The following is a 25,013-nucleotide window of genomic DNA, read 5'->3' on the forward strand; positions in this document are numbered from 1 at the left end:
ACGGGTGAGGACTAAGTGGCGATTTCTGAGCATTCCCCTGAAACGATGCGGCTCGTCCGGCGCGGTGCCGACGCGGTCGGCGATCAGGCGGCGGCGCTGTTCGCGCTCGCCAATGGACTGGTCGGCGTCGGGGGCGTGATCGACGAGCTGGCCACGGCGCCCGCCGCCTATCTGCCCGATGCCTATATCAGCCGGCCGATCACCTATCATGAGAGCTTTCCCGGCTATGCGACCGCGACCGACACGCGCGTCGCCTGCCCCAGCCCGCTGTTGCTCCGCCTCCATGTCGATGGTGAGCCGGTCGACTTTGCCACAGCAGAACTGGCCGAAACCGAAAGCGCCCTCGACTTCGCGACCGGCAGCCTCTCGCGCGTGTCGCGCTGGCGGCTCGTCGACGGCCGGACGATCGAGATTGCGGCCGAGCGTATCGTGCCGCTTGGTGGCGCCGCCTGCGTCGCGTCGCGCATCCATATCCGCCCGCTCGATTTCGCCGGCAGCATCCAGGCCTCGCTGACCTATGGCTATGAAGGTGCGGGTGCCGGGGATGCCGAGGCCGACGATCCGCGCATTTCGGCCCGGCTGCGCCCGGTCTGGACCGTCCTTCCTTCGCAGCCGGGTGACACGCCGTCCGTCATCCGGTTCGCGCAGGGTGCCGTCGAGCTCGCCTATCGCCAGCATGTGATCAGCCCGGCCGCAGAGGTTGCAGCGGTGGGCGCCGGTCATGTCGTGCGAGGCGAGCTGGTCGCCGGCGGCACCCTGACGATCGACCGCGTGGTCGCACTGGCTGCGGCCCGCAGAGGCCCGGTCGATCTCGTCGCGCTGGACGACGTCACCGCGAATTTTGACGCGATTGCCGAAAGGCAGCGCGCTGCAATGCAGGCGCTGTGGGACAGCGCGGCTTTCGCGGTCAACGGCGACGATACGTTGACCGCTGCGCTGCGTTTCGACCTTTTTCAGCTCCACCAGTCGGCGAGCCGCGATCCGGGCCACAGCATCGGCGCCAAGGGCCTGACCGGCGAAGGCTATGAAGGCCATTATTTCTGGGACGCTGAAACTTTCATGCTGCCCGTGCTCGCCTTGCAGGCGCCCGCAAGGGCGAAGACGCTGCTCGCCTATCGCATCGGCAAGCTGGACCGCGCGCGTGCCCATGCGAAAGCGCTGGGTCATACGCGGGGCGCGCTTTATCCATGGCGGACGATTGCGGGCGACGAATGCTCTTCGCACTATCCGACGGGGTCGGCGCAATATCATATCAACGGCGACATCGCTTACGCGCTCGCGCTTTACGTCGCGGCGTCGGGTGACGAGGACTTTCGGACCGAAGCGGCCGAAATGCTGTTCGAAACGGCGCGCATGTGGCTGGAGATCGGTGCCTTCGATCCGCGCCGCGGCGGCGCCTTCTGCATCCATGGCGTGACCGGCCCCGACGAATATTCGGCGCTGGTGGACAATGATTTCTACACCAACGCCATTGCGTGCCGGCATTTGGCTTTTGCCGCCGACACCGCCGACTGGCTGCGCTCGCGGTGCGAGCTCGCCGCGCTTGCGAGCGCGATCGGCCTTGACGATGGTGAGGTCGCCGACTGGCGAAGGGCGGCCGACGCCATGTGGCTGCCGGTCGACCCGGCGCTCGATATCAATCCGCAGGACGATGCGTTTCTGGGTCGCCCCGAATTGCCGGGTCTTGCGGCATCGGGTGATCGCCATGGGCCGCTGCTCATGCGCTATCACCCGATGATCCTGTTCCGCCATCAGGTCGCGAAGCAGGGCAATGTCGTCCAGGCGATGGCAATGGACCTCGTCGAAACGCCGGTTTCGCGCCAGCAGCGGAATTTCGACTATTATTCGCGTGTCACCACGCATGATTCGACGCTGTCGTCGGTGTCCTTCGCGATCACCGCGGCACGGCTCGGTGACGAGGCTGCGGCGCTCGGCTTCCTGCGCGAATGCGCGTTCGTCGATCTCGAGAACCGCCACGGCAACACCTCGCACGGACTTCATATGGCCGCGCTCGCGGGAAGCTGGCTGGTGCTGGCGCAGGGCTGGGGCGGGCTCCGCCTCGACGGCGCGGTGCCGTCGTTCCGGCCCCGGCTTCCCGCCGCGTGGCAGGCTTACCGCTTTCGCCTGCAATGGCAGGGCAGCGTGATCGAACTCGCGGTCGATACGGTGGGCTGTACCTATCGCCTGCTGTCGGGCGATCCGCTCGCCATCCTCGACCATGGCCGTTCGCTGACCCTTGGCGCGGATCCTCTTTTCGTATCGCGGCCGGGGCTGAAAGGCGTCATCTTCGACCTCGACGGCGTCCTTACCGATACGGCAGAGGATCATTATCAGGCGTGGCAGGCCCTCGCCGACGCGCATGGTTTCTCCTTCGACCGCGAAGCCAACCACCGGCTGAAGGGTGTCGACCGGGCAGGCTCGCTTCGCCTGATCCTTGACCATTCGGGCGCGACGGTAGACCCCGATGCCTTCGCGGCGATGCTCGCCGAAAAGAACGACATATATCGCGCACGGCTTGCGGATTATTCGCCCGCGAACCTGTTCGACGGTGTCCGCGACCTGTTCGACGGTCTGCGCGCTGCCGGGTTGCGGATCGGGCTCGCTTCGGCCAGCCGCAACGCCCCCGACGTCGTGCGGCTGCTCGGCATCGCCGACCAGTTCGATTTCATCGCCGATGCGGGCGCGGTCGCGCATGCGAAGCCGGCCCCCGACATTTTTCTGGCCTGTGCCCAGGGCATGGGCCTGACCGCAGCGCAGTGCATCGGCGTCGAAGATGCGCGCGCCGGAATTTCGGCCATCCATGCGGCGGGCATGGCGGCCATTGGCATCGGGTCTGAAGAGGCGCTGCCCGATGCCGACCTCAACGTCCCCGCCATCGGCCAGCTTTCGGTCAGCCAGATCCTGTCGACAGAACGGGACTCGGCGTCGGGTGGCAGCCTTTCAACCAGACCAGATAAAGTGGAGGAAATCTCATGTTGAACCGGACCCATCTGCTGGCGTCGATCGCGCTCTTCGCGCTGCCGACGGCCGCCTTTGCCCAAGAAGCGCCTCAAGCTGACGACGCCGCCCCCGCGAGCGACGAAATCATCGTGACCGGTACCGCCGGGGGCGGCATCAATCGCCAGGCGGCCGCTTTCGCGATCACCAACATCACCGCCGACGCGATCGCCAAGGCGGCACCGAACAGCACCGCCGATCTGTTCAAGGTCATCCCGGGCGTGTCGGCCGAAAGCTCGGGCGGCCAGAACGGCGCGAACATCTTCGTGCGCGGCTACCCCTCGGGCGGTGACGCCGAGTTCGTGACGCTGACGACGCAGGGCGTTCCCTATTTCTCGCCCCCGACGCTGTCCTTCCTCGAGAACACGCAGCTCATCCGCATCGACGAAACGATCGCGCGGGTCGAGGCCGTGCGCGGCGGCACCGGCGCGCTGTTCGGCAACGGCCAGCCCGGACTGACCGTCAACTTCGTCCAGAAGGAAGGCGGCCGCGATTTCGAAGGCCTCGTGAAGGCCGGCATCACCGACTATGGCGATGTCCGCGGCGACCTCGTCCTGTCGGGCCCGCTGGGCGAGAATACCAGCTTCATGGTCGGCGGCTATTATTCGAGCGGTCACGGCATCCGTAATCCCGGCTTTACCGCCGAAAAGGGTGGCCAGATCACTGCGAACGTCCGCCACGATCTCGACAAGGGGTCGATCCTCGTCTTCGCGCGCTATCTCAACGATCATGGCCAGTGGCTGCTGCCGATCCCCGTCGTGCGCGACGGCAACAAGGTCCGCCAGTTCGGCAACATCGATCCCGGCACCGGCGCGCTCGCGGGCCCCGAAACACGCCTCAGCACGCTGCCCGACGGCACCCGCGCCGACCTCGCCGACGGCCGCGGCGCGAAGCTGATCAACATCGGCACCAACTTCGATTACGAACTCGGCGACGGGCTGCAACTCCGCTATCGCGCGAGCTACCTCAACGGCGATGCCGACACGACCGGCCTTGTCCCCGCCAGCACCGCGACGACCGCCAACGCCTATGCCGCGTCGCTCGGCAGCACGGTCGGCAGCCTGACCTATGTCAACGGCGGCCAGACCGTTGCCGGAACGCAGCAGGTGATCCGCGCCGGTACCTGGATCGTGCGCAAGCAGATCGAGGATTTCACCAACGATCTGAACATCGAGTGGGCGAGCGGGAACAACAAGTTCACCGTCGGCGGCTATTATTCCGACTTCTCGTCGAACGATCAGTGGAACCTCGGCAACGTCCATTTGCTGACGGCGGAGAACCACGGCCGCCTGCTCAACCTGACCCTCGCCAACGGCCAGGTCGCATCGAGCAACGGCTATACGCAGGGCAGCTTCTTCAACGTCAACGCCGCCTATGACGGCCGCGAATATGCCTTCTATGCGATCGACGAATATCAGATCACACCCGAACTGCGCTTCGACGCCGGCATCCGGTATCAGAATTACCGCGCAACGGGGTCGATCGAGAATAACAGCTCGGTCGACACCGACAACAACCCCGATACGCTCTACAACAATGGCACGGCGGTGCTGAACGGCACCTTCCGCAACATTGCCTACAAGAAGGGCGCATGGTCGTGGACGGCGGGCCTGAACTACGACTTCTCGTCGCAGGTCGGCGCCTATGTCCGCTACAACCGCGGCAACACCAACCCCTTCTTCGACAATCTGCGCGACGGCATCTTCGTCTCGCCGCGCGTCGATAACTATGAAGGCGGGATCAAGGTCCGCACCGATCTGGTGTCGCTCTATGCCACGCTGTTCCACACGAAGTTCAGCGGACTGGTGACCACGGTCATCCAGAACGGCGCGCCGGTCGCCGACATCGGCGGTGCGCGCAGCACGGGCATCGAACTCGAAGGCCAGCTGCGCCCGGTCGACAATTTCACCGTCGCCTTCTCGGGCACCTGGCTCGATGCCAAATATCGCAACTTCTTTGCGGGCGGCGGCACGATCGACCTCAGCGGCAATCGCGTCCAGCGTCAGCCGAAGTGGCAGTGGCGTGTGACCCCATCGTATGATTTCGAGTTCGGCAACGACAGCAAGGTCTCGCTCTACTCGACCTTCAGCTACATCGGCGACCGCTTCTCCGACACGGCGAACACGCAGAGCCTGCCGCATTATTTCAAGATCGATGCGGGCGTCTCCTTCGACGTCAACCGCGCGCTCAGCTTCGCGGTCACCGCCGACAATCTGACCGACAAGGTCGGCCTGACCGAGGGCGATCCGCGCACGCTGGGCCAGACCGGCGGCGAAGTCGTCAACGCGCGGCCGATCCTCGGCCGGTCGTTCCGCTTCAGCGCAGCCTATAAATTCTAAGAGGCGTGGAGGGGATCGACCTCTTTTCGTAACTCTCCTACTGGGTGGTCGCGGCCTCTTCGCGGCCACCCCTTCTTATTCAGGGCTCGGGGGACGGAAATGGCACGGACACGGCTGATCGCCGCACTTATCTTGACCTACGTCGCCTTTGCGATGCTGCTCAACAGCGTCGGGACGGTCATCCTCCAGTCGATTTCGAGTTTCCATGTCACCAAGCCCGAGGCGAGCACGCTGGAAGGCTTCAAGGACATCACGATCGCGGTGGTATCATTCCTGACCGCAAGCTATCTGCCGCGTATCGGGCTCAAGCGGGCGCTGATCGCGGCGCTCGTCCTCTCCATCGCCGGTTGCATCCTGATGCCGCTCTTCGGCAGCTTCGATGTCGCGCGGCTGCACTTCGCACTGGTCGGCGCGGCCTTTGCGGTCGCCAAGGTCGTCGTCTATTCGATGATCGGCCTCGTCACCCGCGACGCGCGTCACCACGCCAGCCTGACCAGCCTGATCGAGGGCATGTTCATGGTCGGGGTGCTGTCCTCCTATTGGGTGTTCAGCGCCTTCATCGATCCCCAGGGGCTGCGCTGGCTGGGCGCCTATTGGGTGCTCGCGATCATTCCCGCGCTCGCGCTGGCCTTTCTCCTTTCGGCGCCGGTCGACGAGCGACCCACCCAGGAAGGCGAGACGCCGGAAGAACCCGAACGCGCGCCGATGCTCGCGATGCTGCGGCTCGCCGCGTTGCCGCTGGTGCTCGTCTTCATCGTCTGCGCCTTCGTCTTCGTCCTGATCGAACAGGGGATCGGTACCTGGCTGCCGGTTTTCAACAACGAGGTGCTGCACCTGCCCGCGCAGATGAGCGTTCAGGCGGCGAGCCTGTTCGCCGCGTGCATCGCAATCGGCCGCTTCGGGGCCGGGGCGGTTATGGCGCGCTTCGACTGGTATCCGGTGCTCAACGTCTGCCTTACGCTGCTCGCGGCGCTGATCATCCTTGTCCTGCCGCTCGCCGACGGATTGTCGCCCCGACCGATCGTGAACTGGAGCGATGCGCCGATCGCGGCCTTCCTGTTCCCGATGATCGGCATCGCGCTTGCGCCCATCTATCCGACGATCATCTCGGTGATGCTGAGCGCGATGCCCGGCCGTCAGCATCCGCCGCTGATGGGCCTCGTCGTCGTCTTTTCAGCGCTGGGCGGCACCACGGGATCGCTGGTTACCGGCCAGTTGTTCGCGCATCTCGACGGGCGCACCGCCTTCACGCTGATGCTCGTGCCGACCGCTCTCCTCGCGGGCGGGCTGTTCCTGTTGCGGCGGCAGATCACGAAAAACGCAGCGGTTCAGCCTGCCGCGTAGAACAGCTTGATCGCAATAACGGCGCCCTCGATGGCCGACAGGCCGGCCGGATGATCGAGGAGTAGTGCATCGCCGGCGGCAAGATCGAAGACCGTGTCGCCGCAGGTGATCGCTGCAGATGCCGGACTGACGACTAACAGCGCGTCGGCAGAGGTAGGCCGCGCCGCGCTCCACCGGTCAAGCTTTGCCGAAACCCGTCCGCGACGGGTCATGACATTGAGCGCCACGCATCCGCCGCGCCCGGGCTCGGCATGTACGGGCTGCTCGCCACCGAAAACCAGCGGGGTAGCGTCGGCATCGATGCGCCGCGTGTCCGCACCGCCGACCGTGATCGCCAGCTCGCCGTCGAGCAACAGGAACGCGCGATCGATTCCCGGAAACGACGAGAACGGGCCCGGCGCCGCGATCGCCGCGACGCTCGTGCGCCAGAGGAAAGCCGTGTCGCCGGTGCCCTCCGGAAAGACGGCGATGTCGCGCGTGACCCCGCCGCCATTCTTCCACGGCCGCGCAATACGCTCCTTTGCGGGCAGAAAGCGGGGGCCCGTCGTCACAGGATGCCGGGCAGGTCCAGACCCTTTTCGCGCGCGCAGTCGAGCGCGATATCATAGCCGGCGTCGGCGTGGCGCATGACGCCGGTGCCGGGGTCGTTCCACAGCACGCGCTCGAGCCGCTTTGCCGCTTCGGGGGTGCCGTCGGCGACAATCACCATGCCGCTGTGCTGCGAATAGCCCATGCCTACCCCGCCGCCATGATGCAGCGACACCCAGGTCGCGCCCGAAGCGGTGTTGAGCAGAGCATTGAGCAGCGGCCAGTCGGACACCGCATCGGACCCGTCGCGCATCGCTTCGGTCTCGCGGTTGGGCGAGGCGACAGAGCCCGAATCCAGATGATCGCGGCCGATCACGACAGGGGCCTTGAGTTCGCCGCTCGCGACCATCTCGTTGAACGCCAAGCCGAGCCGGTGACGGTCGCCGAGCCCGACCCAGCAGATGCGCGCGGGAAGGCCCTGGAACCGGATTTTCTCGCGCGCCATGTCGAGCCAGTTGTGGAGGTGCTCGTTGTCGGGCAGCATCTCCTTCACCTTGGCGTCGGTCTTGTAGATATCCTCGGGATCGCCCGACAGCGCCGCCCAGCGGAACGGACCGATGCCGCGGCAGAAGAGCGGGCGGACATAAGCGGGGACGAAACCCGGGAAGTCGAACGCGTTCTCGACGCCCTCATCCTTCGCCATCTGGCGGATGTTGTTGCCATAGTCGGTGGTCGGAACGCCCGCGGCCTGCAGGTCGAGCATCGCCTGCACATGCACCGCCATCGAGGCCTTTGCCGCTTTCGCGACGGCGGCGGGGTCGCTCTCGCGCTTCGAGAACCATTCGTCGAGCGTCCAGCCGGCGGGGAGGTAGCCGTTCACCGGATCATGCGCCGAGGTCTGGTCGGTGAGCAGGTCGGGGCGGATGCCGCGGCGGACCATTTCGGGCAGCACGTCGGCGGCGTTGCCGAGCAGGCCGACCGAGACCGGCTTGCCCTCGGCGTGAGATGCCTCGATCATCGCGATCGCCTCGTCGATGCTTCCTGCCTGCTTGTCGAGATAGCCGGTGCGCAGGCGCATCTCGATGCGGCTCGGCTGGCATTCGATCGCGAGGCAGCTCGCCCCCGCCATCACCGCCGCCAGCGGCTGCGCGCCGCCCATGCCGCCGAGACCGGCGGTGAGCAGCCAGCGACCGGCGAGGCTGCCGCCATAATGCTGGCGGCCCATTTCGACGAAGGTTTCGTAAGTGCCCTGAACGATACCCTGGCTGCCGATGTAGATCCAGCTGCCCGCGGTCATCTGGCCGTACATCATCAGGCCCTTTTTATCGAGCTCGTGGAAATGGTCCCAGTTCGCCCATTCGGGAACGAGGTTCGAATTGGCGAGCAGGACGCGCGGCGCATTCTCGTGCGTCCGGAAGACGCCGACGGGCTTGCCCGACTGGATCAGCAGGGTCTCGTCGCCTTCGAGCCGCTTCAGCGTCTCGACGATTTTGTCATAGCTTTCCCAGTCGCGCGCCGCGCGGCCGATGCCGCCATAGACGACCAGCTCGTGCGGGGCCTCGGCGACGTCGGGGTGCAGATTGTTCATCAGCATCCGCATCGGGGCTTCGGTCAGCCAGCTTTTGGCGCTGATCTCGGGGCCGGTTGCCGGGCGGATCACGCGGCTGTTGTCGAGACGGGTCATGTTCGTCCTTTCGCAAAATCGAGGGTCGCGGCGATCACTTGCTCCAGCACGGGCCGGATCGCGGGATCGGGGTCGAGGGGGGAGGGCCAGTTGGCGTGGGTGATCGCGTCTGGCTCGGCCATATAGCCGCGCTGGGCGAGCTCCATCTGGATCGCATGGATACCTTCGTCGGGGCGGCCATAGTGGCGCGTCGTCCAGCCGCCCTTGAAGCGGCCGTTGACGATATGGCTGTGGCCGCTCGCGGCGCAGATGTTGGCGACGATGGTTTCGAGTTCGGGCGCGCAGGTCGCGCCGCCATTGGTGCCGATGTTGAACTGGGGCAGCTCGCCGTCAAACAGGCGCGGGACATGGCTGCGGATCGAATGCGCGTCGTAGAGCACGGCGCGGCCGTGTGCCGCCTTCAGGCGATCTAGTTCCTCGGTCAGCGTGTCGTGATAGGGTCGGTGCCAGGAGTGCAGCCGCTGCATGATTTCGGCCTCGTCCGGCCGGTCGAAACGATAGAGCGGGTCGCCGTCGAAGGTCGTTGTCGGGCACAGCTCGGTCGTCGCCTGTCCCGGATAGAGCGAGGCCCCCGACGGGTCGCGGTTCATGTCGATGACGCTGCGCGAAATGTTGGTTGCGACCAGCGTCGCGCCCATGTCTGCGGCGAAGGCGTAAAGCTCGGCGATCCACCAGTCGGTGTCGATCTGCGCATGCCAGGGCGAAACGAACTGCTCGTCGAGGCCAGCCAGATCGGTGCCACCGTGCGGAAAGGCGATGACGAGCGGCGCGTCGCCGCGATGGACGCGCAGCCAGTCCATCAGCCGACGCCCGGAAGGCCGGCGGGCACCGCGGCGACAAGGCTGCCCGAGCGGATCAGAGCGGTCGCCGCTTCCATATCGGGATGGAAATGCCGGTCGTCTTCGAGTGTCGGCACCTCGGCGCGCAGATGCTTGTGCGCGGCTTCGAGCGCCTCGCTCGACTGCAACGGCGCGTGGAAGTCGATGCCCTGGCACGCCGCGAGGAGCTCGATGCCGAGCACCGCGCTGACATTGTCGGCCATGTCGAGCAGGCGCCGTGCGCCGTGTGCAGCCATGGAGACATGATCCTCCTGATTGGCGCTGGTCGGGATCGAATCGACGCTGGCGGGATAGGCCCGCTGCTTGTTTTCGCTGACCAGCGCGGCGGCGGTGACTTGCGGGATCATGAATCCCGAGTTGAGCCCGGGGCGCGGGGTGAGGAAGGCCGGGAGGCCCGACAGCGCCGGATCGACGAGCATCGCGATGCGGCGCTCTGAAATCGAGCCGATCTCGCACAGCGCCATCGCGATCATGTCGGCGGCGAAGGCGACGGGCTCGGCGTGGAAATTGCCGCCTGACAGCGCTTCGTCGGTGTCGGCGAAGATCAAAGGATTGTCCGAAACCCCATTGGCCTCGATGCCGAGCGTCGTTCCCGCCTGCCGCAGCAGGTCGAGAACTGCACCCATCACCTGCGGTTGGCAGCGAAGGCAATAGGGGTCCTGCACGCGCGGATCGTCGATCGCGTGCGAGGCGCGGATCGCCGATCCCGCCATCAGCCCGCGCAGCGCATCGCCGACCTCGCGCTGGCCGGCGTGGCCACGCAGCGCATGAATGCGCGCGTCGAACGGCGCGTCCGACCCTTTGGCGGCTTCGGTCGAAAGCGCGCCCGTGATCAGCCCAGAGCGGAACAAGGTCTCGGCGCGGAACAGTCCCGCAAGCGCATTGGCGGCCGAAAATTGCGTGCCGTTGAGCAGCGCGAGCCCTTCCTTGGGGCCGAGGTCGAGCGGAGCGAGACCGGCCTCAGCGAGTGCATCGGCGGCGGGCAGCGTTTTGTCGCCGACCTCGATTTGACCAACGCCGATCATCGCCGCGGCCATATGAGATAACGGCGCCAAGTCGCCGCTCGCGCCGACCGAGCCCTGCGAGGGCACGACCGGGGTCAGGCCCTTGGCCAGCATCGCCTCCAGCATCGCGACCGTCTCGCGCTTGACGCCCGATGCGCCCATGCCAAAGCTGGCAAGCTTCAGCGCCATCATCAGCCGGACGATCTTCGCCGGTGACGGCGCGCCGGTTCCGGCGGCATGGCTGAGCACGATATTGCGCTGGAGCGTCGACAGTTCGTCGGCGGCGATGCGGACGCTCGCGAGCTTTCCGAAGCCGGTGTTGATGCCATAGACCGGCGCGCCCTTTGCGACGATCCGTGCAACCGCGGCGGCGCTGGCGTCGATCGCGTCCCATGCGCCGTCATCGAGCGAGGCGTTCGCGCCCTCGTAAATCGCGCGCCAGTCGGCGAGCGGGGTCGCGCCGGGAGTGATCACTATCTTCGTCATTGTCCCATCCAGATTCGTTGGTGCAGCGGGTTGAAGCCGATCCGCCCGACCAGATCGGCGGGGCGTTCGATGTCCCAGATCGCGAGATCGCAATGCTTGCCGACTTCCAGCGTCCCGACCTCGGCCCGCATCCCCAGCGCGCGCGCCGCGTGGCGTGTCACACCGAGCAGGCACTCGTCGACGGTCAGCCCGAATTGCACCGCCGCCATATTCAGCGTCAGCAGGATCGAGGTGAGCGGCGAGGTGCCGGGATTGCAGTCGGTCGCGAGGGCGATCGGAACCCCCGCGGCGCGAAGTGCGGCGATGGGTGGCAATTTCGTTTCGCGAAGGAAATAGAAGGCACCGGGCAGCAGCATCGCGACGGTACCGGCTTCAGCCATCGCGGCGATGCCGTCTTCGTCGAGATATTCGAGATGATCGGCCGACAGCGCGCCATGCCGCGCCGCGAGTGCAGCGCCATGCTGGTTCGAAAGCTGCTCGGCGTGGAGCTTGACCGGCAGGCCATGCGTCCGCGCCGCCGCGAACACCCGTTCGGTCTGCGCCGGGGTAAAGCCGATATCCTCGCAAAAGGCATCGGCCGCATCGGCCAGCCCCGCCGCTGCGATCGCGGGCAGCATCGTCTCGCAGACAAGGTCTACATAGCCGTCGGCATCGCCCGCATATTCTGGCGGCAATGCATGCGCGCCGAGGAAGGTCGTGCGAACCGTTACCGGCCGCACCTCGCCGAGCACGCGCGCGGCGCGCAGCATCTTTGCTTCGTCCGCTGCCGACAGGCCATAGCCCGACTTGATCTCGACCGTCGTCACGCCTTCGGCGATCAGTGCGTCGAGGCGGGGCAGGGCGCTAGTGACCAGATCAGCCTCGCTCGCCGCGCGCGTCGCGTGGACGGTCGAGACGATCCCGCCGCCCGCGCGCGCGATCTCCTCATAGGAGGCGCCCTTCAGGCGCAGCTCGAATTCGGCGATGCGGTCGCCGGCGAAGACCAGATGGGTATGCGGGTCGATCAGGCCCGGCGTGATCCAGCGCCCGCCGCAATCGATCGTCTCGCTCGCCGACGGCGCGTCGACCATCGACCCGACATAGGTGATCGTGCCGGCCGTCATGCCGATCGCGCCATGCTCGATCACGCCCAGTCCGGGCTGGCCCTCCTGCATCGTCGCGAGGCGGGCATTGGTCCAAAGGCGATCGCTGTGCATCGAACCCCTCTTGCTTGTTGGCGCCGACTCAATAATGTATATACATTAATTGCGAAAGCAGGACGATGTCCAGATGGGATGTTTGATGGCGCTTTGGTGCGAACAGGCATGGCTGGTTGACGGATGGCGGAACAACGTTCGCCTGACCTTTGAAAACAGACGTATTTCTTCTGTCGAAACCGACGTCGAAGCAGATGCTGGCGACGAGCGTCACGCGATCCTGTTGCCCGGCCTGCCCAATCTCCACAGCCACGCCTTTCAGCGCGGCATGGCCGGGCTTGCCGAGCGCGCGGGTCGTGGCGACGACAGTTTCTGGACGTGGCGCGAGGTCATGTATCGCTTCGTCGACCGGCTCGATCCCGAAGGCGTCCGCGGGATCGCAGCGCTCGCCTATGCCGAGATGCTCGAAAGCGGCTTCACCCGCGTCGGCGAGTTTCACTATTTCCATCATGACGTTGACGGGCGTCCCTATGGCGATCTCGCGGCGACGGCAGAGGCGATTGCCGCGGCAGCGGGCGAGACCGGAATCGGTCTGACCCTGCTGCCTGTCTTCTATGCTCATTCGGGTTTCGGCGGGGCCGCACCGACGCGCGGCCAGCGCCGCTTCGTCAACGACGTCGACCGGTTCGCGAAGCTGCTCGAGGGATCGCGCGCCGCCGTCACCGGCCTCGACGATGCGGTGGTCGGCGTTGCACCGCACAGCCTGCGTGCAGCGACCGCGGATGAACTGGCAAGCGTGGCGGCGATGGCCGCGGGCGCTCCGATCCACATCCATATCGCCGAGCAGATGCCCGAGGTCGAAGCCTGCCTCGCATGGAGTGGCGCGCGGCCGGTCGAGTGGCTCTATGATCATGCCGATGTCGGGTCCGACTGGTGCCTTGTCCATGCGACGCATATCACCGACGCAGAACGGCACGCGATCGTCGCGAGCGGCGCGGTCGCCGGCCTGTGTCCGATCACCGAGGCCAATCTCGGCGACGGCCTGTTCCCCGCGCGGGAGTTTCTGGCCGAGGGCGGGCGCTTCGGCGTCGGTTCGGACTCGAATGTCGAGATCGACGCCGCGGCCGAGCTTCGCCTGCTCGAATATGGCCAGCGCCTCGCGCATCGCGGCCGTAATCTGCTCGCGGCCGGCGCGGACGCGTCCACCGGCGCCAGCCTTTATCGCGGTGCGCTCGCCGGTGGCGGGCAGGCGCTCGGTCGGCCGGGCACGGGTCTCGCGGTCGGCGAAGCCGCCGACATCGTCAGCCTCAAGGTCGGCGATCCTTTCTTTTCGGGCCGTTCGGGCGATGCGATCCTCGACAGCTGGATTTTCGGGGGCGGCCGCCGGCTCGTCGATTGTGTCTGGCGCGGCGGCGTGAAGCAGGTTGCGGGCGGCCGGCATATCGCACGCGATACGATCGACGCGCGCTATCGGGCGACGATCGCGCGGCTGCTCGCATGAAGCAGAGCGGCGCCATCCACGCGCAGATCCGCCGCGATATCGAGGCGCGGATCATGTCGGGCGATTGGAAGCCCGGCGATCGTATCCCCTATGAGCATCAGCTGATGGCGACCTATGGCTGTTCGCGGATGACGGTCAACCGGGCGCTCCGCGCGCTGATCGAGGCGGGACTGCTCGAAAGCCGCCGCCGCGCCGGCACGATCGTTTCGCACCCGCGCATCCACCGCGCCGCGCTTGAAATCCCCGATATCCGGGACGAGATTTCCGCGCAGGGCGAAGCCTATCGCCTCGACCTCGACCGCCGCGAGATTCGCGCGGCGAACGAAGAGGACAAGCGCCTGCTCCAGATCGATGGCGGCGAGGTGCTCGCGATCGAATGCCGCCATCACGCCGGCGGCCGCGCCTATGCGCTCGAACGCCGCCTCATCAATCTGGCGGCGGTGCCGGGGGCGGCCGACGTTGATTTCGCTGCCGAGCCGCCCGGATCGTGGCTGCTCGCGCATGTCCCCTGGACCGAGGCCGAGCATCGCATCACCGCATTCAACGCAGGCGCCAAGGAACTCGTCGCGCTCGGCATATCGGCCGGTGCCGCGTGCATGGCACTCGAACGCTGGACGTGGCGCGGCGAGGAACGCATTACCTATGCGCGGCAGGTCTATCCTGGTGACCGTCACGCGCTCGTCGCGCATTTTCGACCCTGAAGGAAAAAGCCATGGATTTCTCGCGTCTCGAAACCAGCAGCAAGATCGGCGACGGCTGGGTCTATCCATCAGCGGTCGCGGCGAACAGCGGCTGGCTGGAGGTCGACGCGGAGGCGGGGCACCGCATTTATTGGGAGGAATATGGTCCCGCCGATGGCGAACCCGTCATGTTCCTGCACGGCGGCCCCGGGGGCGCCTGCTCGCCCGAAATGGCGCGCTTCTTCGATCCCGCGCGCTACCGCGTCATCCTCTTCGACCAGCGCGGCTGCGGCAAGAGCGAACCCAATGTCGCCGCCGCCGGCCCCGCTGCGGCGCTGCGCAACAACACCACCGCCGACCTGATCGGCGACATCGAAAAACTGCGCGACGCGCTCGGCATCACCGGCCGGATGCACGTCTTCGGCGGCAGCTGGGGCAGCACGCTTGCCATGGCCTATGCGATCGCCTTTCCGCAGCATTGCGCGAGCCTGATCCTGCGCGGCATCTTCCTCGGCGCGGCCGAGGATCTCGACTATCTCTATCAGGGCAATGCCGCGACATGGCACAAGGCGCCGCACGCGCTGACCGCGCCCGGCGCCTATATCAGCTATCCCGATGAATGGGGCGAACTCCTCTCGGTTCTGACAGTCGAGGAGCGCCGCGACGTCATGGCGTCGTACAAGGCGATTTTCGACATGGTCCCCGCGAACGGGGCCGAGCGTGAAAAGCAGCTTCATGCCGCGCTGACCTGGTCCTTGTGGGAAGGTGTGATCTCGAATATGATTCCCGAGGACGCGGCGACGGGGAAGTTCGGCGACGCCGATTTCGCGCTCTGCTTTGCGCAGATCGAGGCGCATTATTTCGCGAACGACCTGTTTATCGAGCCCGGCCATCTGCTGGGAAGCGCCGCTACCCTTGCGTCGATCCCGGTGCATATCGTCCACGGCCGCTTCGACCAGGTCTGCCCGCTGACGCAGGCCTCGCGGCTTGTCGACGCGCTGCGCGATGCCGGTACCGAACCCGCGACTTATGTGATCACCAATGCCGGGCACAGCGCGATGGAACGCGAGAATGCGCTGGCGTTGACCGCAATCATGGACGGGCTGCCACGTCTGTAGGATTTGGCGGGCTGCCAATGGAAAAGAGCCCCGCCAGACCGACGGGGCTCTTCCAGGCCGCTCACACACAGCATAGCTGCCGGCGAAGACCCTCGCCCTGCCGTTCGGGGTCGCGACGAACGACAGGAATTCCGGTTCGCGGTCTCTAGGGGCTGCTGCTGGTCGGAGCATCCCCCGCCGGGGGGATAGTCAGCCGAGGATCGGAGAAAGAAGCCGCATCAGCGCGGCTTCGCCATCGACATCGCATTTTAGATGGATCTGCTTGATCTGGCCGCGCAGCGTTTCGGCCGTGACGCCGCGCTCGGCGGCGATGCGTGCCCGCGACTTTCCTTCGAACAGCCGCACCGCGATATCGGCTTCGGCCGGGCTCAGGCGATAGATGGCCGACAGGAACGGGGCCACGCCCGCGCGGTCGCGCTTCGGGCCGTTGGCGATCAGGATCGCATGGGGAAGGCTGCCGAGCGACCATTCGCGCTCGGGAAGGCGAAAGCCCTCGATCACGAGCGGAGGCCGGCCGGGGGGCGTTGCGATCTTGGTGCGGACATGGCCGGGGCCATCGTCGGCGACGAGCGCCCGTACCGCGTCGCGCAGGGGAAAAGGCGCCCCGGCAGCATCGATCGACCGGCCCGAAATCCGGACGGCGCCCGCTTGCAGCATCTCCCCGGCGCCGGTGCTGTGTGCCAGCAGTTGCCCGCGCGCGTCGAGGATGAAGGCGCTGACGCTGATCGCGTCGAACGCACCTGCCAGCAGCTTGGCCTGTTCGCCCTCCAGCTTTTCCTGCAGTCGCACCGCGCGCCGCGCCGCCCGCGCGCCCGATGCAAAGGTCTTGCGCTGCGATGCTGTCGTCCGCCCGTCCTTGCGGTTTCTGAGCGTCGCGAGGCCGACGATGCCGAAATCGTCGATCACCAGATTGGTCTGGCAGCCAAAGGGAATGCCGATCTGTTCGCACCAGTCGACATAATCGGACGAAATCAGCCGGGGGATTTCGCGGTCATAATGATCCTCGTGCAGGACCGGGTCATAATATCCGCGCTCGACATGCTGGTTCGACGCCGCGACGCGAAAATTGTGCGTTTCCGCGCCCCAGCCACTGTCGGCGAAATGCTCGACCAGCCCGCCCCCGAAATTGGTCACGATGTTGAACGGTATCTCGCGTGCGCCGCCGACGCCGATCAACTGGCCATGGCTCGACCCCGTATGCTGCGCCAGCGTGTCGAGCGCGTCCAGCCACGCGTCGGGCTGCAGTGCCGCCTGCATGAAGATATCGTCCCAATCGGGTTCCGCGCGTTGCCCCATCGAATCCACTAACGGTTTCGGCCCGCTTGCGTAAAATCACAGCCCGCCCGCTGAGTCCATGACGGACCGGGACGGTTTATCGCAAAATTTTGGGGATTTAAGCCGTCGGCGCTCTGGCTGGCAGCTGAAATATTATTGCGTCGGGCGAAGCGTTCGGTAACAAACGGGTCATTCGACAGGAGATTATGATGCGCTTTGCCGTTGCCCTGATGCTGCTCCCCGTTTTGCCGCTCGTTCCGGTCAGTGCTCCCGCTTTCGCGCAGGCTGTACCGCAGGCCGGGGCGCAGGACGAAGCGCTGCTCCGCTTCCTCGATCAGGCATTCGACGAGCGGCTCACCCTCAGCCCCGAATCGCAAACGCGGCTTGGGCTCAAGACCGGCTATGACCGGCTCGACGACTATACCGATGCGGCAGCGGTGCGCGGTCAGGAGATGGCGGAGCGCCAGCTCAAGGATATGCGCGCACGCTTCAAGCCCGACCAGCTCGGCGAGAGTGCGCGCGTCAGCTACCGCCTGTTCGAATATGAAGTCGAACGCAGCCGTGAATCGCTTCGCTTCCGCAACCTGCGCTTCCCCGTGTCGACGAACGGCAGCCCGGCGGGCGCTATTCCGGTCCTGCTCATCAACAATCACAAGGTCGATAGCGTGCAGGATGCCGAGGCCTATATCGCCCGTCTGCGCGACACCGACCGCGTGATGCGCGAAGTCGCCGCGACGATGCGGACACAGGCCGCAGCGGGGATCCTGCCCAACAAGGTCAATTTTGCGCCCGCGCGCGCCGACGCGTTGAAGATCATTGTCGGAGCGCCGTTCGATGGCGGCGCCGATTCGACGCTGATGGCCGACTTTCGTAAAAAGGTCGCCGCGCTGGATGCACCGGAGGCGGCCAAGGCGAAGCTCCTCGCCGATGCCAGTGCCGCGCTGACGGGGCCGTTCAAACATGGCTATGACACGCTGGTCGCCGCGATCGATGAAATCGAGCCCAAATCGAAGGGCAATTTCGGCGCGTGGAACCTGCCCGACGGTGCCGCCTATTATGCCGACCGGCTCAAGGCCTCGACCACAACCAGCCTCACCGCCGACGAGATCCACGACCTCGGCCTTCGGCAGGTTGCGGCGATCCGGCAGGAGATGGAAGCGATCAAGCGCGAAGTCGGCTTTACCGGCACGCTCGAACAATTCTTCGACCACATCCGCACCGATCCGCAGTTCAAATATCCGAACACCGAAGCGGGCCGCGAAACCTACCTCGCCGATGCCCGCGCCGTGATCGCGTCGGTGATGGACGCCGCCCCGCGCTATTTCCGCGTGCTGCCCAAGGCGCCGCTCGAGGTGCGCGCGGTCGAGAAATGGCGCGAGGGGACGGCCTCGACCGCCTTCTACAACCCGCCGTCGGCCGACGGCACGCGCCCCGGCATCTATTACGTCAACCTCGTCGACATGAACCAGACGCAAAGGGTGCAGGTCGCCGGCATTGCCGCGCACGAAGGCGCGCCGGGCCATCATTTCCAGATCGCGCGCCAGCAGGAACTCACCGGCATTCCCAAGTTCCGCAAGTTCGGGGGATATGGCGCCTATATGGAGGGCTGGGGACTCTATTCGGAGCGGCTCGCGAACGAGATGGGGGTGTACAAGACGCCCTATGACCGCTTCGGCATGCTGTCGCTGCAGGTGTGGCGCGCGATCCGTCTCGTGCTCGATACCGGCATCCATTCGAAGCGCTGGACGCGCGAACAGGCGATCGCCTATTTCAAGGCGAACAGCTCGGTGTCCGACACCGACATCGCGCGCGAGGTCGACCGCTATTTCAACTGGCCGGGACAGGCGACGAGCTACATGGTCGGCCAGCTCAAGATCGCCGAACTCCGCAAACGCGCCGAAAGCGAGCTGGGGCCGCGCTTCGATATCCGCGACTTCCACGAAGCGGTGCTCGCCGAAGGCGCGCTGCCGCTCGATATCCTCGAGGAGCAGGTCGATCAGTATATCGCTGCGGCAAAGGGGCGGTAAAGAGGACGTGGTCGAAGTCGGGGCGCGGCGCGGCCGCCGCAGCCCGAACGTCTGGCCGGACTCATGGCAAAATAGCGCGGTCCGCTTTTGCAGCTTTGACCCTGAAGACTGCTGAAACTGTAATCGGTAAAAGCTGATCTTACCCCGGCTCTATGCCAGCGTGGGCCGGGTTCTTCCGGTTTTCGCAAGAATCTTCGCGGGCGCGAGTCCGCTTTCGGGCTATTTCCCCGTCTCTCTCCATAACCGACGCTAACGATCGCCTGCGCTTCATGCGCAGCGCCATGCGCGGTGGTTGGAGGGATATGATGAGGGATCCGCTTTTCCTGCGCACCGGCAGCTATACCGCCATAGCGGGCCTGTTTGCACTTTTGGTCGTGAACGGCGCCGCTGCCCAGACGCCGCCGCAGCGAATCCTGCGACCTATCGTGTTGCCCACGCCGGCCCCCACGCCCGCGCCGGTAGAGGAGGAGGTCCGCGTCGACAGCGCCGAAGGATCGACGCCAGCCCCGCCGCCGCCCCGCACGACGGGGCAGATCAGGCGTGCTCCTGTCGTCACCACCCCGGTCGTTACGCCGGCGACGCCCAGGATCCGGCGCGCGCCCGTGATCACCGCATCACCGCCCGAAGCCGCTCCGCCTCGTGACGAGGTCGCACCGCGGCGGCGCCTTCCCGTCGTGACTTCTCCGCCCGAAGCCTCGCCGGAACCGGTGCGGGTCGTCCCGCGAAGAAGGGTGCCTGTGATCACCTCGCCGGATACGGCTGTTGCGCCCGACGCCGGACAGCTTCGGCGTAGGCCGCCGCCGATCGAACCGACGGGGCCGGTACGACCGCGGCCCGGCATGACGACGCCGGCTCCGGCATCCGATACACCCTCCCCCGAAATGCGGCGGCGACCGCCGGTCATAACGACACCCTCCACTGACGCGGGCGAGCTTCGCCGGCGTCCCCCGGTCGTCACGGCGCCCCCGACCGGAGACGTGCGGCGGCGACCGCCGGTGATTACGACGCCGGACGACGCGCGGGACGAGGCGCCGCGTCCGGCGCCCGCCACCGCGCAACCCGACCGGCGGCCGCTGACGCCGGTGCGCCCGCGCCCCGGATCGCAGCCCGTTGTCCTGGCCAGCGAAATCGTCCCGCCGCCCGACGGGCAGACGCTGCCGCTGGCGGGTTCGGTTACCTTGCGCCCCGGCCGGTTCGGCGATGTGATCAGGAGCCTGCCGGTGACGCGGCAGATCGGCGGGGACGAGTTGCGCGTCAATCCGACCATCAAGGTCGGCAAATCGCAACTCGATTTCCGCAAGATGCTCGCCAATCCGATGGCGCTCATCAATGTGTCCAAGCGATTGGCAAGCATTCCCGATCTGGTCGCCGTCCGGCCGGGCGATCTGACGGCCTTTGAAGTGGGCAGGGGCGTCGTCGTTCGCGATTTCCTGTCCTACAGTTTCAAGCCCGGCGCCTGCAGCACCGAAAGCAATCGGGCGCGGATCGCGGCGACGGGGGTTTCCTGTTTCACGCGATCGTCACCGACCGAAATCGACAACAGCTATGCCAAGGCGGGAAGCCTCCGGTTCGTGCGCGATCCGGGTCGCCGCGCGAAAGCGCTGTCCGACGCGCGTGCGCGGCGAGCCCAGGTCGGGCAGGACATCGACACCAGCCTTGCAGAATTCCGGGCGCAGCTTGCGGACCCCGCGAAGCGCGCCGAACTGGCTGCAGCCGTCGGCGACGCCGAACTCGCGCGATTGGACGCAATGGATGACACGACCCTGACCGGTGAGCTGATCAACAGCAGCGAGCATCAGATCGAGCAGGTCTTCTATGTGCCCACCGCCGCACCGTCGCAGCAACCGGCAACGCCAGCGCCGCCGCCGCCGCCGAAGGTGGAAGATGTGAGCGCTTCCTACCCGCTCGGCACCTATAATTACCTCGCAGGTTTCACGCTGGGGCGCGATTTCGAATGGAGTCAGGGGGTCCAGACCACGATCAAATGGTGCCTCGTGGGATGCAAGAAGACCTATTATGCCAAGGTATCCGCGGGCTTCGGCTACAAGTTCGGCCTGCGTTTCCCGATCCAGCTGACCGGCACCTATAATTATGCGCTGAAAAACAATGCGCAAAGCGGCACGGTCACGACGCAGATCGCCACAATTGACGGCAGTGCGGCGGACTATGCCTCGACCGGACTGCCCGGCAACCTCGTCTATAACGGCAAGGAACTGGTCGCCAGCTTCAACGCCCATGCCGGTGTCGGTGCCAAGCTGCCGCTGGTCGGACAGATCGGACCGATCGACATCCCGCTGGTCGATTACGACCTCACCACGCTGTTGCCGGGGTCGTTCGCCAACGGCCAGTTCAAACCACCCGAGCCGGGCGTTCCGGGGCCGTCGGCGCCTTTCATCCTCGAGCAGCTCGACCTGCTCGGCGGGCGCGGCAATTTCGGCATATTGGGCGCGCAGGTCTTTCCGGCGGTCGATGTGCGGATGGATTCGACCCTGCTGTCGCTGACGCTGACCGATCGGTTCGCCGGCAACAAGGCCACCATCCTGCCGGCGGGAACCACGTCGGTCCCGGTGGCGCTAAAGAATGGCGCGGCGGAATTCCTTATCGGCAATCCGCAATATGGCATCCAGTTCACCTTGACGCCGGGCCTGAATGCGCGGCTGTTCATCGATCTGGCGGTGTGGGGCGCAAAGGTCGACTGGCCGGTCTGGTTCCCGCAGCTCGCCGTCACCGTGCCCTCGGACGGGCTGAAGTTCGAATGCCATGCGGGAACCGTCTGCTCGAACGAATTCCGGTTCACGCCGAATGGCGCCCAGTCGATCTTCCTCGGCCGGGTCGAGCAATGGGGTCTCGATTTCGAGGCGCTCTGGCTTCCGAAATGCATCGACGAGACCTGCAAGTTCGGGGTCAGGCTGGCGCAGAACACGGTCATCTTCGAAGGCAAAAAGATCGACGCCGACAATCCGGGCGGGGATGAAAAGGCGCTGTACCAGTCGATGCTGCCGCTTTTCGTCGAAGCGAAAAAGCGCGCGCAAGCCTATGTTGCCGACGCCCAGGCCCGCAAATCGCAGGAGGTTTCGAACGCGATGGGCATATTGGCGCAGGCGATCTGGACGAAGCAGTGCAAGGACAGCCTGTGCTTCGACAATGTTGCCGCGCTGGCCGCGCAAATGGGGCCGCGCGCGGCGCAGATCGCACAGGCGACGCCAAGCCTCGGGACGATGAAGATCAATCAGCAGGTGAACAAGGAATTCGTCCCGAAATTCCAGAAGGAAATCGACGATTCCAGGCTGCGCCAGTCGGCAGCGGAGGCCGCGCTGGTCACGAAGCAGGCCAAGCAGGGCAAGCAGCCGAAACTGGTCCGGTAAAAATCGGATCGATCCGTGTCCGCTTTGGACGCGCGATGCCGTCTAGTCGGGAAAGGCGACCCGACACCGTGCGTCGCTATTCGAGGGAGTGAAGACCATGCGACCCATGTTTTGGACGATCCTTGCCCTGTCGACCACCGCAAGCCTGACCGCCGCCCCCGCGCAGGCGCAGTTCGCTGCCGAAGATGCCGTCGAAGCGCCCGCTGACGCCGCCGCGAGCGGCTATGATGAACCCGCTTATGATCAAGGCGACCCCGCAGCGGACCCTTATGCCGAAGCCGCCGACCCCTATGCGGCCGATCCGGCCTACGGCACGGCGGCGCCGCAATCGATCGGCGACCGCAGCGTGGCGGATCTCGCCGCCAGCGTCCTCGGCGCCAAAGGGACCCGGCACGTTCAGGATGCCGAGACCGTCGTTCGCACCGTCATCGGGAAAGCCGGGACCAGGGGCGGAACGCCCGGATCTCCCGGCGCCGACCCCGTCGGTCTGGTTCAGGACATTCTGACCGCTGCCCGAAAGACGAAGGATCCGCAGTAGCCCGCCATCCGGCGCCAGTAGCAATCCCCGATTGAAGGATTTTCGCATGACCAGAATTCGCAAAGTATCGGCAACACTCCTCGGAGCGGCCGCATTGTTCGCCGGAACGGGCATGGCGGGCGCGCAGGCGAAGGGCGAACCCGACCTGTTCGCCTTTTCGGAGGGCGCCCGCCTCGTTGCCTATCCCGACGATGTCCAGATCAGCCAGATGGACAGCAGCCCGCTCAACCTGATCGACGGTTCGTCCATAACCGACTGGACCGGTCAGGCCTCGCCCTCGCCGGTGTTCGTGCTGGAACTGGCGGAGCAGACCGAACTCAGCCGCATCTCCTTCGACGCCGGCCCGCTCAACCGCGATGCCAAGGCGGTGCGCTCGGTGACGGTCGAGGTGTCCGACACCTCGTCGACCAGCGGGTTCGAGACCGTTGCCTCGGTCAAGCTGAAGCCGCTCAAAAACGGGCAGAGCTTTTCTTTCGACCCGGAGTTTCTGCCCGTCGGCCGCTGGGTGCGGCTGACCGTCGTCGATAATTATGCCGGTGACGAATATTCGGCGCTCACCGGCTTTCACGGCTATGGCCGGCAGCTGACCAATGTTGCCAAAATGCCCAATGTGACGGGCACCTATCAGGGGCACAGCGGCTGGGGCACGATCAGCCTGACGCAACAGGGCGATCAGGTCACCGGATGCTACGAGCTTCTCCAGGGCCGGGTCACCGGCGTCATCAAGGGGCGGACGATGATCCTGAATATGACCGAGACCGGGCTCGACGGCGCACCGATCAAGCATCGCGCCTATTTCGGGATGAGCGCCAACGGCCGCGAACTGATCGGGATGGGCCGCAACACCGACCCGTCGCTGATCGGCTATTTCGATTTCTACGCGGCCGACCGCACCAGCAATCGCGCCGGCAGCTGCGGGTGATGCGGTTCCAGAACAAAGGACATTCGATCATGAAGCACTACGCATTCTCCGCTCTTCTTGCCGGTTCGCTGGCGCTTTCCGGCTGCGGCCAATCGGGCGATACGGCAAAATCCGGCGAACAGGCCGATGCGGCGGCAGCCGCCCCGGCGGGATGGAATGCCGCCGATGCCTGCGCGATGGTCGACAAGGCGAAAATGGCCAAGACCGCCGGCAAACCCGTCGCCGAGGCCAGTCTGGGCCTTGTCCATGTCAGCAGCGGCGGCAGCGATGCGACGACGTCGGAATGCAGCTATATCATGGAGGACGGCAGCCGCGCGTCGGTGATGCTGCGCTGGTCGCCGATCGGCGACAATACGCCGCAAGCCATGGCGCTCGCGCTCAACACGGCGAAACAGTCGGCCGAAGCCTTTGGGGGCAGCGCCGAACCGGTTGAGGGACTCGGCAAATCGGCGTTCTGGATCGGCAAGATCGACGCGATGAACATATTCATCGGCGACGACAAATTCGCGATCATCACGCTGCCGAGCCATCCGTCGTCGAAGGAACAGGCGACCGCGCTCGCGCGCGAACTCGGGGCCTGAGGCTATATGATCCGGTTCGTCCGGCTGCCTTTCACGCTTGCCAAACCCCTGACCGGCCCGCATAAATCCCGCGGACTCAACGGGCGGTCTGGCAGCGCGGAGAAAGTCGATCGATCCGGATCCCGACACCGCCCCCGCCTTTCCGGGGAGTGCCGACGAACTGGTGGCGCTGCTTTACAGCGAGCTTCGGGTGATCGCGCGACGTGAGCATTTTCGGGCAGGACAGCCCCAGACGCTCCAGCCGACCGCGCTTATCAACGAGGCCTATGTCAAATTGCAGCGCCGCGCCGGCTGGGAAAGCCAGTCGCATTTCCTGGGCTGCGCCGCGACCGCGATCCGCCACATCCTGATCGACGCCGCGCGGGCGCGTATGGCGTCGAAACGCGATGCTCCGTCTTACAGCTTCACACAGAGCCTCGATTCGATGGCCGCGGCGATCCCGGAAGACGCCGAGATCGTAAAACTGGGCGAAGCGCTGCGGGTGTTGTCCGAAGTCGACACCAATCTCGCGAAAGTTGTCGACTGCCGCTTCTTTGCCGGTCTCGACGAAAAGGAAACCGCCGCGGTTCTGGGCGTGTCGGACCGGACAGTGCGGCGCTGGTGGGTGCAGGCGCGCGCGTGGATCCACGTCGAAATGGCCGCTTGAAAA

At 65.8% G+C, this 25,013-nt stretch carries 19 protein-coding genes; 12 read left to right on the forward strand and 7 right to left on the reverse strand.

Features of this window, described 5'->3' with window-relative positions; all coding sequences use genetic code 11:
* Positions 1-15: 15 nt before the first annotated feature.
* The 3 genes from pgmB to ACQY80_RS10880 all read left to right on the forward strand — a co-directional run bounded on the left by pgmB (position 16) and on the right by ACQY80_RS10880 (position 6,680).
* Entirely contained in the window at positions 16-2,979 is a 2,964-nt protein-coding gene (gene pgmB, locus ACQY80_RS10870) for a beta-phosphoglucomutase (protein WP_428679239.1), read from the forward strand.
* Entirely contained in the window at positions 2,973-5,336 is a 2,364-nt protein-coding gene (locus ACQY80_RS10875) for a TonB-dependent siderophore receptor (protein ID WP_428679242.1), read from the forward strand. The genes pgmB and ACQY80_RS10875 overlap by 7 nt, the downstream gene beginning before the upstream one ends.
* Before the next feature lie 99 nt (positions 5,337-5,435).
* A complete protein-coding gene (locus ACQY80_RS10880; protein WP_428679245.1) occupies positions 5,436-6,680 on the forward strand; it encodes an MFS transporter in 1,245 nt (414 codons plus the stop codon).
* Here the strand turns inward: ACQY80_RS10880 and ACQY80_RS10885 are convergent.
* The 5 genes from ACQY80_RS10885 to hutI are packed head-to-tail and all read right to left on the reverse strand — an operon-like array spanning position 6,665 to position 12,417.
* Positions 6,665-7,231 carry a HutD/Ves family protein gene (locus ACQY80_RS10885; protein ID WP_428679247.1) on the reverse strand — a complete coding sequence of 189 codons (567 nt, stop codon included), beginning with the start codon at positions 7,229-7,231 and terminating at the stop codon, positions 6,665-6,667. The two genes, ACQY80_RS10880 and ACQY80_RS10885, sit on opposite strands and share 16 nt — an antisense overlap.
* Complete coding sequence (hutU, locus tag ACQY80_RS10890) at positions 7,228-8,892, reverse strand: urocanate hydratase (RefSeq protein WP_428679250.1); 1,665 nt, start codon at positions 8,890-8,892, stop codon at positions 7,228-7,230. Before hutU ends, ACQY80_RS10885 begins: the two co-directional genes overlap by 4 nt.
* Complete coding sequence (hutG, locus tag ACQY80_RS10895) at positions 8,889-9,692, reverse strand: N-formylglutamate deformylase (protein ID WP_428679253.1); 804 nt, start codon at positions 9,690-9,692, stop codon at positions 8,889-8,891. The genes hutU and hutG overlap by 4 nt, the downstream gene beginning before the upstream one ends.
* Positions 9,692-11,221, reverse strand: coding sequence for a histidine ammonia-lyase (gene hutH / locus ACQY80_RS10900; RefSeq protein WP_428679256.1), 1,530 nt, complete (start codon positions 11,219-11,221; stop codon positions 9,692-9,694). Before hutH ends, hutG begins: the two co-directional genes overlap by 1 nt.
* Positions 11,218-12,417 (reverse strand): imidazolonepropionase, encoded by a 1,200-nt coding sequence (gene hutI / locus ACQY80_RS10905; protein WP_428679259.1) that lies wholly within the window; start codon positions 12,415-12,417, stop codon positions 11,218-11,220. The genes hutH and hutI overlap by 4 nt, the downstream gene beginning before the upstream one ends.
* Positions 12,418-12,502: 85 nt before the next feature.
* Here hutI and ACQY80_RS10910 point away from each other — a divergent pair, with 85 nt between their 5' ends.
* Genes ACQY80_RS10910 through pip form a run of 3 tightly spaced genes read left to right on the forward strand, consistent with a single transcriptional unit; the run spans position 12,503 to position 15,656 of the window.
* On the forward strand, positions 12,503-13,858 hold the full coding sequence (locus tag ACQY80_RS10910; protein WP_428679262.1) for a formimidoylglutamate deiminase: 1,356 nt from the start codon (positions 12,503-12,505) through the stop codon (positions 13,856-13,858).
* Positions 13,855-14,559 carry a histidine utilization repressor gene (gene hutC / locus ACQY80_RS10915; RefSeq protein ID WP_428679265.1) on the forward strand — a complete coding sequence of 235 codons (705 nt, stop codon included), beginning with the start codon at positions 13,855-13,857 and terminating at the stop codon, positions 14,557-14,559. The genes ACQY80_RS10910 and hutC overlap by 4 nt, the downstream gene beginning before the upstream one ends.
* A gap of 11 nt (positions 14,560-14,570) precedes the next feature.
* On the forward strand, positions 14,571-15,656 hold the full coding sequence (pip, locus tag ACQY80_RS10920) for a prolyl aminopeptidase (protein WP_428679268.1): 1,086 nt from the start codon (positions 14,571-14,573) through the stop codon (positions 15,654-15,656).
* A 189-nt stretch (positions 15,657-15,845) separates the two neighbouring features.
* Here pip and ACQY80_RS10925 read toward each other — a convergent pair whose 3' ends face one another.
* Entirely contained in the window at positions 15,846-16,952 is a 1,107-nt protein-coding gene (locus tag ACQY80_RS10925; RefSeq protein WP_428679271.1) for a helix-turn-helix transcriptional regulator, read from the reverse strand.
* A gap of 185 nt (positions 16,953-17,137) precedes the next feature.
* Here ACQY80_RS10925 and ACQY80_RS10930 point away from each other — a divergent pair, with 185 nt between their 5' ends.
* Positions 17,138-18,958 (forward strand): DUF885 domain-containing protein, encoded by a 1,821-nt coding sequence (locus ACQY80_RS10930; RefSeq protein ID WP_428679273.1) that lies wholly within the window; start codon positions 17,138-17,140, stop codon positions 18,956-18,958.
* Between the two features lie 337 nt (positions 18,959-19,295).
* Here ACQY80_RS10930 and ACQY80_RS10935 read toward each other — a convergent pair whose 3' ends face one another.
* Positions 19,296-19,862, reverse strand: a complete 567-nt coding sequence (locus ACQY80_RS10935) for a hypothetical protein (protein ID WP_428679275.1) — start codon at positions 19,860-19,862, stop codon at positions 19,296-19,298.
* 91 nt (positions 19,863-19,953) lie between these two features.
* On the opposite strand from ACQY80_RS10935, the gene ACQY80_RS10940 reads away from it, so the two are divergent.
* The 5 genes from ACQY80_RS10940 to ACQY80_RS10960 all read left to right on the forward strand — a co-directional run bounded on the left by ACQY80_RS10940 (position 19,954) and on the right by ACQY80_RS10960 (position 25,010).
* Entirely contained in the window at positions 19,954-22,323 is a 2,370-nt protein-coding gene (locus ACQY80_RS10940; RefSeq protein WP_428679277.1) for a hypothetical protein, read from the forward strand.
* A gap of 97 nt (positions 22,324-22,420) precedes the next feature.
* Entirely contained in the window at positions 22,421-22,861 is a 441-nt protein-coding gene (locus ACQY80_RS10945; RefSeq protein WP_428679280.1) for a hypothetical protein, read from the forward strand.
* Between the two features lie 46 nt (positions 22,862-22,907).
* A complete protein-coding gene (locus ACQY80_RS10950; protein ID WP_428679283.1) occupies positions 22,908-23,783 on the forward strand; it encodes a discoidin domain-containing protein in 876 nt (291 codons plus the stop codon).
* 29 nt (positions 23,784-23,812) lie between these two features.
* On the forward strand, positions 23,813-24,364 hold the full coding sequence (locus ACQY80_RS10955) for a hypothetical protein (protein WP_428679285.1): 552 nt from the start codon (positions 23,813-23,815) through the stop codon (positions 24,362-24,364).
* A 163-nt stretch (positions 24,365-24,527) separates the two neighbouring features.
* Entirely contained in the window at positions 24,528-25,010 is a 483-nt protein-coding gene (locus ACQY80_RS10960) for an ECF-type sigma factor (RefSeq protein WP_428679287.1), read from the forward strand.
* The last annotated feature ends 3 nt before the right edge of the window (positions 25,011-25,013 follow it).

It is taken from the genome of Sphingopyxis sp. (genome assembly GCF_965279755.1).
GTDB lineage: Bacteria > Pseudomonadota > Alphaproteobacteria > Sphingomonadales > Sphingomonadaceae > Sphingopyxis.